The sequence below is a fragment of the Salegentibacter sp. Hel_I_6 genome, from assembly GCF_000745315.1.
Classification (GTDB): Bacteria; Bacteroidota; Bacteroidia; order Flavobacteriales; family Flavobacteriaceae; genus Salegentibacter.
Genome location: NZ_JQNQ01000001.1, coordinates 2,726,452 through 2,742,324 on the forward strand (window position 1 = coordinate 2,726,452; position 15,873 = coordinate 2,742,324).

Below are 15,873 nucleotides of genomic sequence, written 5' to 3' on the forward strand. Positions count from 1 at the left end.
TTTAATTACTTGATACTAAAAGTAGTGCCTTCTTTCCCGTCTTTAAGCTGAATACCCATTTCCTGTAATTGATCTCTTATCTGGTCACTTAAAGCAAAATCTTTATTGTTTCTTGCTTCAGCTCGCAGTTTTATGAGCAATTCTACTGTTGAAGAAAGCTTATCTGAAGTATCATTATTTTCAGAAACTTTGTCTACAAGGCCTAAGACGTCAAACATAAAAGCTGACATTGTTTTTTGCAGTTCCTCTTTATCTTCTGAAGTAATTGTAGCAGCTTCTTCCTTGATGTTATTGATCATTTTAACCGCATCAAAAAGTTTAGCGATTAAAATAGGGCTGTTAAAATCATCGTTCATCGCATCGTAGCAAGATTGTTTCCAGCTTTTAATATCTACGCTGGATTTATCTGAAACCGGAAGCTCACCTATCGCATGGTAAGCATCCATTAATCTATTAAAACCTTTTTCGCTTGCTTTTAGTGCCTCATCTGAAAAATCCAGAATGCTTCTGTAATTCGCCTGAAGCATAAAAAAACGGGTCACATTTGGTGAAAAGGGCTTATCTAAAATGTCATTATTCCCCGAGAAAATTTCTTCGGGAAGAATATTATTGCCGGTACTTTTTGCCATTTTCTTACCGTTTAAAGTAAGCATATTGGCGTGCAACCAGTAATGAACCGGGTTTTTTCCGGTAGCGGCTTCACCCTGGGCAATTTCGCATTCGTGGTGTGGAAATTTTAGATCCATTCCGCCGCCATGAATATCAAATTCTTCGCCTAAATATTTTGTGCTCATCACGGTGCACTCTAAATGCCAGCCGGGAAAACCATCGCTCCAGGGCGAAGGCCAGCGCATAATATGCTGGGGTTCGGCTTTTTTCCAAAGCGCAAAATCCTGTGGATTTTTCTTATCGCTCTGTGCAGCCAGCTCGCGGGTGTTAGCGATCATATTATCAATATCCCTTCCGCTTAGCTTACCATAATGGTTGGTTTCATTGAATTTCTTTACATCAAAATAAACCGATCCGTTTACCTCGTAGGCAAATCCTTTTTCGATGATGGTTTTAATGATCTCAATTTGCTCAACAATATGACCGGTAGCCGTTGGTTCTATACTCGGCGGCAGGTTATTGAATTTCTGCAGAATATTATGAAAATCTATGGTGTAGCGTTGCACCACTTCCATAGGTTCTATTTGTTCTAAACGTGCTTTTTTTGCAATTCTATCTTCACCGCTATCGGCATCATTTTCAAGGTGACCGGCATCGGTAATATTTCTAACATATCTTACTTTATATCCCAAATGTTTCAGGTAACGAAAAACAAGATCGAAAGAGATAAAAGTTCGGCAATTACCTAAATGAACATTACTGTAAACAGTAGGGCCGCAAACATACATTCCAACGTTTCCTTCGTTTATGGGTTTAAAGATTTCCTTTTCCCCCGTCATAGAATTGTACATTTTCAAGCTTTGTTCCTGGTATAGCGCCATAGATAGTTAGTTGTTGGTTATTAAGAAATAGAAAATTTTTAAAAAGTAGTGTCTAATTTTATATAGTCAAGGAATTCTCTTTTTATAGATTTTTCTTTGAAAGCTCCGCCAAATTCACTGGTTACGGTGCTACTGTCTATATCTCTAATTCCGCGGCTGTTCACGCAAAGGTGCTTGGCATCAACAACGCAGGCAACATCTGGTGTACCCAAAGCTTTTTGTAGTTCCTGAACAATTTGCATCGTCATTCGCTCCTGTACCTGTGGTCTTTTTGCGAAATAATCTACAATTCGGTTCATTTTTGAAAGCCCGATAACACGGCCTTTAGAAATATAGGCTACGTGAGCTTTTCCAACTATAGGAAGCAAGTGGTGTTCGCAGGTAGAATAAACGGTAATATTCTTTTCTACCAGCATTTCGCCATATTTATACTTGTTTTCAAAAGTAGATGCAATAGGTTTTTTTTCAGGATCCAGGCCTGCAAAAATCTCATTTACAAACATTTTTGCCACCCGTTGTGGGGTTCCTTTTAGGCTGTCATCAGTAAGATCCAGGCCTAGAGTTTCCATAATGTGTTTTACATCTTTATTGATGAGCGCTACTTTTTCAATATTGCTCAAATCAAAAGCATCTTCGCGAATAGGGGTCTCTGCACTGCTGCCAGCGTGAGCATCTCCCTGCTCATCAATTTCATTCAAAATTTTGTCTATTTTCATACCGTTTTTACAATAATAGTCGTAAACCGATTGTTTGGCTTGCAAAGATACATATTTAATAGGTTTTTATGTAATCATAAAAGCCGGGGTTTAAATAGATATTCGTTATTTTGTAACTTCTTAAACCTATTATGAAAAAAGGATCCCTACTTCTCTTTTGTATTTTTCTTCTTTACGGAAGTATGCAGGTGGTTTTTGCCCAGGGAAGTTCTTGCGAAAGTTTAGATCCATTTTGCGCCGGTAATGAGGAATTGGTTTTTCCTAATTCTAATGCCAATAACAGCAGTGTTGTAAATGGGGAGCCCGGGCCAGATTATGGCTGTTTATTGTCGCAACCTTACCCTGCCTGGTTTTATCTACAAGTGGAAGAATCTGGAAACCTGAATTTTAATATTTCTCAATTTCAAAATGAAGACGGGAGTGGCGCTCAATATGATGTAGATTTTATTGTATGGGGACCTTTTGAACGAACAGATGATTATTGTTCCAACGAATCTTTAAGTACCAGTAATATAATTGACTGTAGTTACGATCCTGATGCCGTGGAACAAATGAGTATTCCTAATGCTGAAAGTGGCCAGGTATATGTAGTTTTAATTACCAATTATGATGAACTACCTGGTTTTATAAGTCTGCGGCAAACCAATGCCGATCAGGCTAATTCCGGTTCTACAGATTGTGGGATTTTAGATGAAGTATTGGGCCCAGACAGGTTTCTTTGTGATGAAAATGAAACTATTTTAGATGCCACTACAGATGGAGTTGGGCGTTACGAATGGTATAAGCTTGATGAGGCAACAAACAATTTTGAGATTCTTCCAAATGAAGAAAACCCCACTTTAAGCGTAACAGATTCAGGTCGCTATAAAGTAATTGTGTACGAAAATATTACCGAACAGGCCGATGAAGACGAGATCGAGGTCACTTTTTATGATGAACCAGTAGCTAATACTCCGGAAGATTTGTATATCTGTGATCCTAACCAAAATACTATAAATTTAACCGATGCTTCAGAGGAAATTCTTGTCGGAAATACTTCCGAAGAAGATTATACTGTTAATTTTTACGAATCTACCCAGGATTTAGAAGATGAAAATCCAATTACCAACACTACGGCATTTCCAATTGAGGCAACACGCCAATTATTTGTGCAAGTAGAAGGTGTGGAAAGTGGTTGTCTCTCAGAAGTGGTTTCATTTAATGTAGTCTTAGAATTTCTTCCTGAAAATTTCCTACCGGAAGAAACCGTAAGATGTGTAAACTTAGATGGTTCTGTAATCGAACAATCGGGAATTGGTGAAGATTTGGGCGAAGATTATGATTATGAATGGATAGCTGAAGGAAATACTCTTAGCACTGAAGCAATTTTAAATTTCTCTCAAACCCCAGAATTCAGTGAACTATCACTTATTGTCACCGATACTCGTTCTAATTGTAGTGAAGAATTTGAAACTACACTTTTAACCTATTCAAGACCCGAAGCAGTTTCTGTAGAAATTGAAGGAAGCGATTTTACCGGCGGTTATATAATTACCGCTGAAGCAACCGGAGGGGTGGGAAGCCAAACGACTTCTTACGAATACCGGGCTGATGATGGCCTTTGGCAGGAAAGCCCTGTGTTTAGAAACTTAAGCCCCGGAAATCATAGTATAAGTGCTCGCGAGATTAATGGCTGCGGAATTACCTTTTCTGAAGAATTTTTCCTGGTGGGCTATCCGCGTTTCTTCACACCAAATGGGGATGGATATAATGATTCCTGGAATATTGAAAATACCGATGAGATCCAAATTCTAAAACTTTATATTTTTGATCGCTACGGGAAATTAATTAAAGAATTAACCCCCGGTGGCGAAGGTTGGGACGGTACCTATAACGGAAGGTCTTTACCCTCCAACGATTACTGGTTTAGGGTAGAGTTCAAGACGAACAATGGCACCCGTGATCATTTTGGAGCTAATTTCACATTGAAAAGGTAAATGTCTTTTCTCGTCAAGCTGAACTTGTTTCAGCTTCTAATCTTCTTAGATCCTGAAACAAGTTCAGGATGACGCAACTACCTGTTCATCCCCAACAATTCCTCTACATAATTCCTGGAGTTAGAAAGTCTCGGGATTTTATGTTGGCCGCCCAGTTTATCGTTTTTCTTTAACCAATCATAAAAAAGTTTCTCGCGTGCCTGGTGAATTTTCGGCATATTTAGCGTCATGTTATTGTATCGCTTAGCTTCATAATCGCTATTAACCTGTTGTAAAGCCAAATCTAGTTCATACCTGAATTTCTCAAAATCTTTCGGCGGATTTTTAAATTCTATAATCCACTCGTGTGCCCCTTTTTCTTTTCCTTCCATAAAAATAGGAGCAACGGTATAATCTATGATTTCGCAATTAGTAACCAGGGAAGTCTTTTTCAAAGCCGCTTCCGCATTTTCAATAATTAATTCTTCCCCAAAAACATTAATATGATGTTTGGTTCTACCGGTTACTTTTATACGATAAGGGCTGGTAGAAGTGAACTTAACGGTATCGCCTATCTTATAGCGCCATAAACCTGCATTTGTGGTTATTACCACCGCATAATTTTTTCCGGTTTCAACTTCAGCCAGTGGAATTGCTTTTTCATTTTCGCTTCCGTAGCTATCCATAGGAATAAACTCGTAGTAAATTCCGTAATCCAGCATCAGAAGAAGTTCTTTAGAATCGTTTTGATCCTGGCAGGCAAAAAATCCTTCTGAAGCATTATAGATCTCATAAAACCTGAAATCTTCCTTGGGCAAAATCTTTTGGTATTGCGGTGCATAAGGGTCAAAACTTACCCCGCCGTGAAAATAAACTTCTAAGTGAGGCCAAACCTCAAATAGGTTTTCTTTTCCTGTGGTTTCTAAAATATTATTCAGTAAAACCAACATCCAACTGGGAACTCCGGCCAGGCTGGTCACATTTTCTTTAATGGTTTCATTTACAATAGCCTGCATTTTTACTTCCCAATCGTTCATAAGGGAAACTTCGTTGCTGGGCGTGCTGCTAAATTCTGCCCAAAATGGCATATTAGCAATTAAAATAGCCGAAAGATCACCGTAAGCCGTACCATTATTCTTATAAATTTCTTTACTGCCACCTAATCTCAAACTTTTTCCGGTGAAAAGTTGGGACTGCGGATTGTTATTTAAATACATGCAAAGTAGATCTTTGCCTGCGTTATAATGGCAATGCTCCAGGGAGTCTTCACTTACCGGGATAAATTTACTTTTTGCGCTGGTAGTTCCGCTGGATTTTGCAAACCATTTAATAGGAGTTGGCCAAAAAATATTAGTTTCTCCCTGGCGACTACGTTCAATACAAGACTCGTAATCTTCATATTTTTGGATGGGAACTCTATTGGCAAATTGGTTATGGTTTTTTATTTCTGCGAAGTTATATTTTTTGCCAATTTCAGTGTGTTTTGCTTTTGAAATTAGATTTTTAAGCAACTCATGCTGAACCTCGTGCGGGTATTTTATAAATAACTCCATCTGGTGAATTCGCTTCTTGAGGAACCACGAAGCAATGGAGTTTACTAATGGAATTGGCATTATTCTTTATATCTTTATCGCTGACAATGCTTCAGCTGGTTGGCTGGCTAAAATTAATTTAAACTTCGAAGCTTACAAATCAACTTCGGATAAAAATAGGGAAAAAAAGATGAGATACGAAGGGGTGTTTAGAAAAATGAGAACTGAGATCACCGATAAGGTGCAGTATTACCTCATTTTTGAAGACGATTTTATAAATATGAACCAGATTCTCGGGAAGAAAATAAGTCTTAATTTTCTTCGTTTTCAGTGTTTAAATTGTGGATTGCAAAAAAAAATATTTCGCCAGGGCTATTGTTACGATTGTTTTACTTCTATCCCACAAGCGGGCGACTGGATTATGAGTCCCGAACTTAGTAAAGCCCATTTAGATGAAGAAGATCGTGACCTGGATTTTGAAAAGCAGGCGCAATTGCAACCGCACGTAGTGTATTTAGCAAATTCCAGCAATGTAAAAGTTGGCGTAACCCGAAAAACGCAAATTCCCACCCGTTGGATAGACCAGGGTGCGCATGAAGCTATTGAGATTGTTGAAGTGCCCAATAGGTATCTCGCAGGGATCACCGAAGTTGCACTAAAAAGTCACGTTTCAGATAAAACCAATTGGCGAAAAATGTTGACCAACGATGTTTTAGATCTTAACCTTGCCGAAGAACGCGATAAACTAAAAGATTTTATTCCCGACGAAGCTAAAGAGTATTACCTGGCTGATAGAAAGGAACTTGAAATTGACTTTCCTGTTTTGGAATTTCCCAAGAAAATAAAAACGCTTAATCTTGGCAAAAACCCATTTTACGAAGGCGTTTTAAAAGGAATAAAAGGACAGTATCTAATTTTTGAAGACGGCACCGTTTTTAACGTCCGCGCCCACGAAGGTTTTGTGGTGGAGTTAGGTGTGCTTTAATTGAATATATCTGATAGAAGCACGTTATGCTGAATTTATTTCAGCATCTAACATGAGGATAATTAAAACACGTTAGCATCCTACGAAAACGTGATAAGTACTCATTGGATTTCCAGATAGCTCCAGTTGTTCCTTCTTCGCAATGACGATTTTTTAAACATTTTTACTGAAAGAGAAATCTTAATATTTCCTTTCAAGATTATAGTCGTCATTACGATCCCGATTTTTATCGGGAGAAGTAATCTCTATATTATTGAATAACTATTAGTTGAAAGATTGCCACGTAGACTGCGTCTCCTCGCAATGACAGTAATAATAAACCCTCACAATTTCCAAAAAATACTGGAAAGCGTGAGGGTTCTATTTTTATTTGCCTGTAGTATCTTTTTTCTTCTGATTTTTCTTTAAAATCCCGCCTAAAATATTTCTAGCGGCATCTTTAACCTGTTCCTCCTGATTTTTAGGTTTTTGTTCAGTTTGAGGAGTTTGGGTTTGTGTTGAGTCCTGTACTGCGGTTGTATCGCTTTTTGGTTTCTGATTTCGGTTTCCGGTTTGCTTATTAATTATATCCCTTATCGCATCCTGCCCACGTTCCTGCAGGTTTTCTTTTTGCTTTGCAACAATGCGTTGACTAAGGTTGGTTACCGCTTGCTGCATATTCACATTAATCTGAGGGTTTTGAAAAGTTCCTTTTAAACCAATTGGCAGTGCAACGGTCATATTTCGTATTTCATCTCCACTTAACTTGCTAAGTGCATTCCCTACCTGGCTACCTAACAACCTTGCAGGTACATCCAAATTAAGATTGTAATTCATATTCATATCAAATCCGTGACTACCGGAAACTTCCACATTCACTCCTTCTACATTAAAGTTGAAAGGTTCAATTTGCACCATACCATCGTTAAAGGTCAAACGCGTTTTAAGTTTATCCAGGTCAATATCTTTTAAATTTATAAAGTCTAATTGCTGATCTAAACGGGAAAGCAAAGCTAGTTTTTCAGGATTCACCTCAGCAGTTAGTATTTCTGCAAGTGCATTCCCGGCAAGGGTAGATAGCTGCGGAGTAAGATCGTTATTTAAATTTCCATTTAATTTAAGGTTGGTCTGCAATTTACCCTGTAATGCCTGGGCTACCGGAGCAAGTCCCTGTAACATCTCCAATCCGTTGAAGGATTCAGCGATATTTAGCGCATTTAGCGCGAGGTCCATATCAAAAGTTGGTGTTGCTCCTTTGGTAGAAACATTTCCTGCCAGGGCGATATTTCCGCCAAAAATATTAGTGGTTATGTTTTGTAAAGTGGCAGTTTCGTCACGCAGGATTATAGTTCCTTTTGCATCCTTCAGTTCAAGGTCATCATAAATTACCGTGTTTACAATAAAGGCAAGTTCGGTATCCAGAAAAGAAGGGATTTTTACTGCTTCATTAGTGGTTTCAGTAGCACTCTGGTTTGATGTTTCTTCGGTTGCGGTTTCTGTTTCAGCAATCATGAAATCGTTGATGGCAAAAACATCAGAATCTACTTTGAATTTTCCTTTTAGGTTTTGTTCGGTAAATAGAAAGCCCATTAGGTTTTCAATATTTCCCGAAGCTGTAATATCTGTTTGCCCCGTGGTAAGTTTTAATTCGGGAACACGCACGTTACCCTGGTTAAAATTCATTGTCGCGTTGGCGATCTTCACCTCATTGGGAATTTCAGGCGATTTATAACTAAAATTTTTAATACTGGCTGTACCGCTACTTTTTACATTTTGATATTGTTCTTTTTCTATAGAATTCATATCAAATTGGGTGGTGACATCGGCGGTTAGAATTCCGTTGAGATCTTGTTTCAGTTCCAGCGGATAGGCCTGCTCCAGGTTGGCTAAATTAAGCGTGCCCTTAAGAGCCATATCTACAAGCATATTTCCCATCAGATTTTTTACGCTGCCATTTGTGGCAAATCTGTCCTGATCTATTCTAAAAGTTACATTATCAAAAGTAAGGTAAGTGTCTTCTAAAAGTCCGGTTTCATTTAAAACCTGGAGATCAAGGTTAATATCCTCAACACTTTTAGGAAGATCGGGGTATTTAAAAGAGGCGTTATTAGAACTCACTTTAATATCCATTTTAGGAATATAAGTATCGTCTATAATTCCCTGTATTTTTCCATTTACGATGAAATCGCCATTGGTTTCAACGTTCTCTATATTCTTTGCATAGGTTTCAGGAATAACAGCAAGGAAGTTTTTAAAGTCTGAAGAAGGCGTTTGGAAGCTTAGATCTATCTCATTATTGTCTTCATTTACCTGCACAAATCCTTCAAAAGTTAGGGGTAATTGATTAATCGTGGCTTCATTTTCAAGAAATGTATAGCGCATATTTTCTAAATCCATTTGGATTACCGCGTCAAGAGAAACCTTGTTTCGATTTAAATAATTTACGCCGTCAAAATCTAATGAAACCAGCGCTGTAGATTCGGTATCCAGTTCGCTTTCAGCTAAAGAAAAATCCCCGGTTCCCTGGTGATTTAATTCTTCTACATCCAGTAAAAGTTTTTGGCCTTCATCTAAATATTTTACCCGGGAGTTATTAATTTCATAATGTTTAAGATCGAAGCTAAATCCGGTAGAAGCCGAATCTGCAGCTGCACCGGTGGTATCTTCAATTGCAATATCGTAGTTGGCGTTTCCTAAAGAATCTACTTTAATATTTAAAAAAGTATTATTGATCTTAATATCATCCAGCACTTTTGGCTCGTCGGCACCTTTGAATAATTCTTTAATAGACATTTCCAGCTGTAATTCTTCCCCAATGGCAAGGGTATCGCCTTTAAATGGTTCGTTATTTATTACGCTAAAATTCTCAATTACCACCGTAGCCTGTGGAAAACTCCTAAAAAAACTGAGGCTAATGTCGCTAAATTCTACTTGTGCATCCACACTTTCGTTGGCGGTTTTTCTCACATAATCTTTTATTTGTGATTCAAACAAAAACGGCGCTGCAATCAGTATTACTACAATTACCAGCAATACAATACCAATTATTTTAAATACTTTCTTCATCACTTAAAAATTTTTATCCCAGTCCTGGAATTAGACACAGGCTTTTATTTTTATCCTGTGAATTACCAATCTTTGGGACCAGCAGCATGCTGGTTTTATTTCTATATTATTTAATTCAAACCAATTAAACTGGTTTATTTAAATTAATCATATTTTAATTCTTCTCCCTGCTTCAGTTTAAATCGCTTTCTAAAAGCAAATACCGAAGCGTAGAGCAGGGGCGTATCCAGTGCGGCAACAATTACTTTAAATAAAAATCCGCTAAGTAAAAGTGCGCCAAATAACTCCCATTCAATTTTATTAAAACTACAGAGCAAAAACAAGACCGAAAACGTATCTACAAACTGCGAGAGAAAGGTAGAAAAGTTATTCCGGAGCCATAAATGTTTTCCTTTGGTCAATCTTTTCCAAAAATGGAATAAGTGAATATCTATATACTGTGCCAATAAATAGGCAACCATTGAGGCAAAAACGGCAATAGTGGTAGCGCCAAAAACCTGTGTAAACAAATCGTCGCCTATGGGAGACCATTCGGTAGCTGGCACTGCATCTGCAGTGTAAATTATCAATAAAGAAAAGAACGAAGCAAAAATTCCTGTGGTTACTACCTGGTTGGCTTTTTTCTTACCGTAAATCTCGCTAATAATATCGGTGATCAAAAAAGTAACCGGATATGGTAAAATTCCCACAGAAATTTCAAACGTATAGAGTCCAAAAAAATCCCAGCTAAAGAATTTCTGAAATATTAGGTTCGAAACAACCAGGGAGGCGATAAAAAGCCCGGCCAATATTAAATATACGCGCTGTGCCGCGAGTTTGTCTTTCAGTAAAAGTTTAGCCAAATTTATTTTTTAAGTCTTCCTACAAAATTAGGGGTATGTGATTTTGTTTTACTTAATTTGCTGTGAAATTTACAGGATAAGCTTTAATAATTTTTCTTCAGTTAGTTTGAATTCCCCAAAAATAGTACATATCGCCCTGGGAAGCAATGTGGGCAACCGCTTTGAGCTTCTACAAAATGCACTGCATAAAATATATTTAGAAATTGGCGAGGTGCAACAGGTATCGCAGGTTTATGAAACACCTGCCTGGGGTTTTGAGGGCAATGCTTTTTTAAACGCCTGTATTGCAGTTTCTACAAGGTTTTCTGCGGAAGAAATTCTTCGGAAATTATTAAAGATTGAAGCTGATGCCGGGCGAGTTCGCTCTGATGCGAAAAATTACCAAAACCGAAGCCTGGACCTGGATATTCTTCTTTTTGAGGATGAAATTTTAGAAACCTCAGATTTGATAGTGCCGCATCCTGCAATGCAAAACCGAAAATTTGTGTTGTTACCCTTAGCCGATATCGCTGCTAAGGAAAACCATCCCATTTTTAAAGTTTCTATTGAAAAATTACTGAAACGGGTGGAGGACAATTCAGAAATAAAAGTGATTTCTGAAAAGCTTGAAGTTCCTAAAAAAGCCTTCAATTTAAACAAACTGAATTATATCGCGGTTGAAGGAAATATTGGAGCGGGGAAAACCAGTTTTTCTACAATGGTTTCAGAAGATTTTAATGCGAAACTCATTTTAGAAAGGTTTAAAGACAATCCGTTTTTACCAAAATTCTACGAGAACAAAGAGCGGTATGCTTTTCCATTGGAAATGTCTTTTCTGGCCGATCGTTACCAACAGCTATCAGATGATCTGGCGCAGTATGATCTTTTTAAAGATTTTGTGATCTCAGATTATGATGTTTTTAAGTCATTGATTTTTGCTAAAATCACGCTGCACGAAGACGAATATGCTTTATATCACAAGCTTTTTCATTTAATGTACAAGGAATTGGTAAAACCAGATTTATACATTTATCTCTATCAAAATACAGATCGACTATTGGAGAATATCAAGGCTCGCGGTCGTGATTACGAGCAGAATATTCAGCCAGATTATTTAGTGGAAATCAATAAAAGTTACCTGAATTTTATAAAGACCCAAACCAATATGAAGGTGCAAATTATAGATATTTCAGGGAAAGACTTTGTAAACAACCGTGCCGATTATCTTTCTATTTTGGAAGAAATCAAAGCTTAATCAGAGAAGCTTTTAGTGAGCCATATAAGATTGCTCGCGATTATTGGTGGTTATTTTAGAAAATAGATCCCATAGAACCACGCCCACACTAACTGCAATATTTAGCGAATGTTTACTTCCCAATTGTGGGATTTCAATAATCCCATCACTCGCCGAAACCACTTCTTGTTGTACGCCTTTTACTTCGTTTCCAAAAACCACGGCGATTTTTTCACCCGGTTGAGCTTTAAAATCATTTAGCATCACCGAGCCTTCAGCTTGTTCAATTGAAAATACCTTTGTTTTCTCTTTTTGAAGTTTTTCAACTACCTCCAGCGTATTTTCAAAATATTCCCAGGCTACGGTTTCTGTGGCACCCAGAGCAGTTTTTTGAATGTCTTTATGTGGTGGTTGAGCGGTAATACCACACAGGTAAATATTTTCAATTAAAAAAGCATCGGCACTTCGAAAAACCGATCCAATATTATTTAAGCTTCTAATATTGTCTAAAATCACAATAATAGGTGTTTTTTCAGCTTCCTTAAATTCTTGTACTGATTTACGATCTAATTCGCTGTTTTTTAATTTTCGGTTTTCCATAGCGGCAAAATTAATAGGAATGTAAAGAAATAAATTAATTTAAGTTTAAAAAGACTGGGGTTGATAAGCCAGGGATTGCTAATTTCAACATTTTACCATTACCGGGCGTCATAGGTTATTTACATTTTAGTTTTATATTAGTAAACGATAAAATATTTCTCTAATATGATAAATAAAACTTCTTCCCTGCTACTTTTTTTCTTCCTGTCCTTCTCTCTTGCAGCCCAGGATATTAATAAAGATGATACCCGATTACTTTCAAAACCGGCGATGAGTGATTCTCAAATCGCTTTTATTTATGCTGAAGATCTCTGGGTGGCTAACAAGGATGGCTCTTCGCCAAAACGTCTCACGGTAGACGATGGCATTGAGTCTAATCCTGTTTTTTCCCCAGACGGAAGTTTGATAGCGTTTAACGCTGAATATGACGGCAATACCGATGTGTATGTGGTTTCTGCTAATGGGGGAGTACCGGAGCGACTCAGCTGGCACCCCGGCAACGACCTGGTTCGTGGTTTTACCCCAGATGGTTCTGCTATACTATTTGGTTCTCAGCGTAGTGTTTTTACAAATAGATATATGAAACTTTTTGAGGTTTCAGTAAATGGTGGCCAGGTTAAGGAATTGGAAATCCCAAATGCTTTTTGGGCAGATTATTCTGATGATGGAAAGTATATTGCCTATACCCCCCTTTACGAGCCTTTTAACCAATGGAAGTATTATCGCGGTGGTACTGCTTCCCGAATTTGGATTTATGATACCAATGACCATTCTGTTACCGAGGTCCCAAAACCGGAAGGTGGAAGCAACGATACAAGACCGCAATGGCTGGATGAGAAAGTTTATTTTAGGAGTGACAGGAATGGGGAATTTAATTTGTACAGTTATGATATGAATTCCCAGGAGGTTATTCAACTTACCAATTATGAAGATTTCCCGGTTTTAGATCTTTCCGCAGGAAATGATGAAATCATTTTTGAGCAAGCCGGATATCTGCATACCTATAATCCGGAAAGTAATACTACTGAAAAAATCGAGGTTGGGATTGCGACAGATCTTCTGGAACTGCGCCCACGCTTTGTAAAGGGTGATGAATACATCCGTAGCGCTTCTGTTTCGCCTACCGGGGCAAGAGTAGTTATGGATTTTAGAGGAGAAATAGTAACGGTGCCCGCTGAAAAAGGGGATGTGGTTAATATAACCGAAACTTCTGGAGTACATGAACAAGACCCTGTGTGGTCTCCAAATGGAAAATTCATCGCGTATTTTAGCGATGAAAGCGGAGAATATGCGCTGCACGTTCAGGATCAAAGCGAACAAAAAGAGGCTAAAAAATTTAAACTTGATGGTGCAGGTTTTTATGCTTATCCGAAGTGGTCTCCAGATAGTAAGAAAATAAGTTTCGTAGATAATGGTCGTAATCTTTATGTACTCAATACAGGCTCAGGAAAAGTGACAAAAGTTTCGCAAGATGAGCGTTATATGCCCGGTGTTTTCCGAGATCTTTTTGGTAGTTGGTCTCACGATTCTAATTGGATAAGTTATACCGTAGTAACAGGAACCAGTTTTGAGCAGGCCTTTGTGTATTCGCTTTCAGAGAATAAATCTTATCCAATTTCTGACGGATTCTCCAGTGTTTCCAGTCCGGTTTTTGATCCCAGCGGAAAATATCTTTATATACTAGCTTCTACAGATGCCGGGCCGGTGGTAAATTGGTTTGATCAGTCTAACCAGGATATGGAAATGACCAGTTCTATTTACCTGGTGACTTTGCAGAAAGATGTAGAATCTCCCTTTGCAAGAGAAAATGATGTTGAAAAAATAGAGCAAGCCGAAAAGGAAGAAGAAAAAAAGAAAAAAGCTGAAGAAGAAAATAAGGAAGTAAAAGTTCCCGATTTAAAAATCGATTTCAAGGGAATAGAAAGCAGGATCGTAGATGTACCGCTTCCCGCCGGTAAATATGCTAACCTAAGTTCACCAAAGGAAGGAAATCTCTATTATTTAGCTTATCCTCCTCACGAGCAGAATAAAGGAGCTTTAAATATGTATGATCTTAAAGAAAGGGAGAATAAGGAGATAATGCCTGCCACTTCTTACGAGATCTCAGCCAATGGAAAAAAGATACTTTATAAGGCAGAAGAAAAATGGGGTGTCGCTGAAGTTGATAAAATTGAAGAAAAGCGAACGCTTAATACCGGCGATATTCAGGTTAAAATTGATCCTGTAGCCGAATGGCCAAATATTTTTGATGAAGCCTGGAGGGTTAATCGAGACTACTTTTATGATCCGGGAATGCACGGCGTAGACTGGGATAAAATGAAAGAAAAATACGAGCCTTTTATAGGAGATGTTACTTCCCGAAGCGACCTCTACCGTGTGATGGAATGGATGTTTAGTGAACTTGGAGTTGGGCATCACCGGTTTTCCGGTAGAGGTGACAGGCTTCATTCTAAAGAATCTGTCAAAGGAGGTCTCCTTGGTGCAGATTTCAGCATAGAAAATGACAAATATAGATTCGAGAAAATCTATGGCGGACTTAATTGGAATCCTAATTTGCGTTCTCCCCTTACCGAGCCGGGAGTAGATGTGCAAGAAGGCGATTATCTTTTAGCAGTAAATGGAGAAGAATTAAATGCAGATGATAATCTTTATAAATACTTTGAAAATACCGCAGGTAAAATAGTGATGCTTACCGTAGGTCCAAATCCTAATATGAAAAATTCACGGAAGGTTAAAGTTACTCCGGTAGAAAATGAAATGGCTTTAAGAAACCGCGACTGGATAGAAGGTAATATTCAAAAAGTACAGGAAGCAACTAACGGTAAAGTAGCTTATGTTTATGTCCCAAATACTGCGACGGCAGGGCACGAATACTTCAAGCGATACTTCTTTCCACAGGCAAACAAGCAGGCCATTATAGTAGATGAACGTTTTAATGGCGGTGGCCAGTTGGCAGACTATGTTATAGATATTCTTAAAAAACCAGAGCAGGCGCACTGGAGATTCCGTTATGGGAAGGACCTAAAATCGCCGAGTGCTTCCATACAAGGACCAAAAGTGATGATTACCGATGAAACTGCCGGTTCAGGAGGTGATTACCTGCCGTGGATGTTTAGAAAATTTGATTTGGGTACTATCGTCGGGAAAACTACCTGGGGCGGCCTGGTAGGAGTTTTGGGTTATCCTGAATTTATAGATGGAGGCTCTGTTACCGCACCAAATGTTGCTTTTTATACCGAAGAAGGTTTTAGGGTGGAAAACGAAGGAGTGGCACCCGATGTTGAGGTGGAACAATGGCCGGAAGAAGTTATAGAAGGGAGAGATCCTCAACTGGAAAAAGCCATTGAGATTGTGCTGAAACAGCTGGAGGAAAACCCGCCGAAAGAAGTGCCTTCCCCGGTATATCCTGATAAAACAGATAACTAATATTCTTTTGCGAATAATCTAAAATTTAGAAAGCGGGAATTTGGATTACCAGTTTTCTGTCTAAAAGTC

General features: G+C 38.3%; 10 protein-coding genes. 4 read left to right on the forward strand and 6 right to left on the reverse strand.

The window, feature by feature from the left end; all coding sequences use genetic code 11:
- Positions 1 to 5: 5 nt before the first annotated feature.
- A complete protein-coding gene (gene cysS, locus FG27_RS12030) occupies positions 6 to 1,490 on the reverse strand; it encodes a cysteine--tRNA ligase (protein WP_037319409.1) in 1,485 nt (494 codons plus the stop codon).
- Positions 1,491 to 1,528: 38 nt separating this feature from the next.
- A complete protein-coding gene (folE, locus tag FG27_RS12035) occupies positions 1,529 to 2,206 on the reverse strand; it encodes a GTP cyclohydrolase I FolE (protein ID WP_037319410.1) in 678 nt (225 codons plus the stop codon).
- Positions 2,207 to 2,337: 131 nt separating this feature from the next.
- Here folE and FG27_RS12040 point away from each other — a divergent pair, with 131 nt between their 5' ends.
- Positions 2,338 to 4,182 (forward strand): T9SS type B sorting domain-containing protein, encoded by a 1,845-nt coding sequence (locus FG27_RS12040; protein ID WP_051935834.1) that lies wholly within the window; start codon positions 2,338 to 2,340, stop codon positions 4,180 to 4,182.
- Positions 4,183 to 4,259: 77 nt separating this feature from the next.
- Here FG27_RS12040 and FG27_RS12045 read toward each other — a convergent pair whose 3' ends face one another.
- On the reverse strand, positions 4,260 to 5,774 hold the full coding sequence (locus FG27_RS12045) for a GH3 auxin-responsive promoter family protein (RefSeq protein WP_037319412.1): 1,515 nt from the start codon (positions 5,772 to 5,774) through the stop codon (positions 4,260 to 4,262).
- A 109-nt stretch (positions 5,775 to 5,883) separates the two neighbouring features.
- Here FG27_RS12045 and FG27_RS12050 point away from each other — a divergent pair, with 109 nt between their 5' ends.
- Complete coding sequence (locus FG27_RS12050; RefSeq protein WP_037322233.1) at positions 5,884 to 6,678, forward strand: DUF2797 domain-containing protein; 795 nt, start codon at positions 5,884 to 5,886, stop codon at positions 6,676 to 6,678.
- A 366-nt stretch (positions 6,679 to 7,044) separates the two neighbouring features.
- Here the strand turns inward: FG27_RS12050 and FG27_RS12055 are convergent, their stop codons facing one another.
- Together FG27_RS12055 and FG27_RS12060 are read right to left on the reverse strand one after the other, a co-directional pair.
- Positions 7,045 to 9,723, reverse strand: coding sequence for an AsmA-like C-terminal region-containing protein (locus FG27_RS12055; protein WP_037319414.1), 2,679 nt, complete (start codon positions 9,721 to 9,723; stop codon positions 7,045 to 7,047).
- Between the two features lie 143 nt (positions 9,724 to 9,866).
- Complete coding sequence (locus tag FG27_RS12060) at positions 9,867 to 10,565, reverse strand: queuosine precursor transporter (RefSeq protein ID WP_037319416.1); 699 nt, start codon at positions 10,563 to 10,565, stop codon at positions 9,867 to 9,869.
- 106 nt (positions 10,566 to 10,671) lie between these two features.
- Between FG27_RS12060 and folK the strand changes: the two genes are divergently transcribed.
- Positions 10,672 to 11,799 carry a 2-amino-4-hydroxy-6-hydroxymethyldihydropteridine diphosphokinase gene (folK, locus tag FG27_RS12065; RefSeq protein WP_037322235.1) on the forward strand — a complete coding sequence of 376 codons (1,128 nt, stop codon included), beginning with the start codon at positions 10,672 to 10,674 and terminating at the stop codon, positions 11,797 to 11,799.
- A 12-nt stretch (positions 11,800 to 11,811) separates the two neighbouring features.
- Here the strand turns inward: folK and FG27_RS12070 are convergent, their stop codons facing one another.
- A complete protein-coding gene (locus FG27_RS12070; RefSeq protein WP_037319418.1) occupies positions 11,812 to 12,378 on the reverse strand; it encodes an RNA methyltransferase in 567 nt (188 codons plus the stop codon).
- 165 nt (positions 12,379 to 12,543) lie between these two features.
- Here FG27_RS12070 and FG27_RS12075 point away from each other — a divergent pair, with 165 nt between their 5' ends.
- Positions 12,544 to 15,804: a S41 family peptidase gene (locus tag FG27_RS12075; RefSeq protein ID WP_037319420.1), complete on the forward strand. Its 3,261-nt coding sequence runs from the start codon at positions 12,544 to 12,546 to the stop codon at positions 15,802 to 15,804.
- Positions 15,805 to 15,873 lie beyond the last annotated feature (69 nt).

Coding starts and splice junctions, on each gene's coding strand:
- cysS (WP_037319409.1), bottom strand. CDS start 1,490: ATGGCGCTATACCAGGAACAAAGCTTGAAAATGTACAATTCTATGACG.
- folE (WP_037319410.1), bottom strand. CDS start 2,206: ATGAAAATAGACAAAATTTTGAATGAAATTGATGAGCAGGGAGATGCT.
- FG27_RS12040 (WP_051935834.1), top strand. CDS start 2,338: ATGAAAAAAGGATCCCTACTTCTCTTTTGTATTTTTCTTCTTTACGGA.
- FG27_RS12045 (WP_037319412.1), bottom strand. CDS start 5,774: ATGCCAATTCCATTAGTAAACTCCATTGCTTCGTGGTTCCTCAAGAAG.
- FG27_RS12050 (WP_037322233.1), top strand. CDS start 5,884: ATGAGATACGAAGGGGTGTTTAGAAAAATGAGAACTGAGATCACCGAT.
- FG27_RS12055 (WP_037319414.1), bottom strand. CDS start 9,723: ATGAAGAAAGTATTTAAAATAATTGGTATTGTATTGCTGGTAATTGTA.
- FG27_RS12070 (WP_037319418.1), bottom strand. CDS start 12,378: ATGGAAAACCGAAAATTAAAAAACAGCGAATTAGATCGTAAATCAGTA.
- FG27_RS12075 (WP_037319420.1), top strand. CDS start 12,544: ATGATAAATAAAACTTCTTCCCTGCTACTTTTTTTCTTCCTGTCCTTC.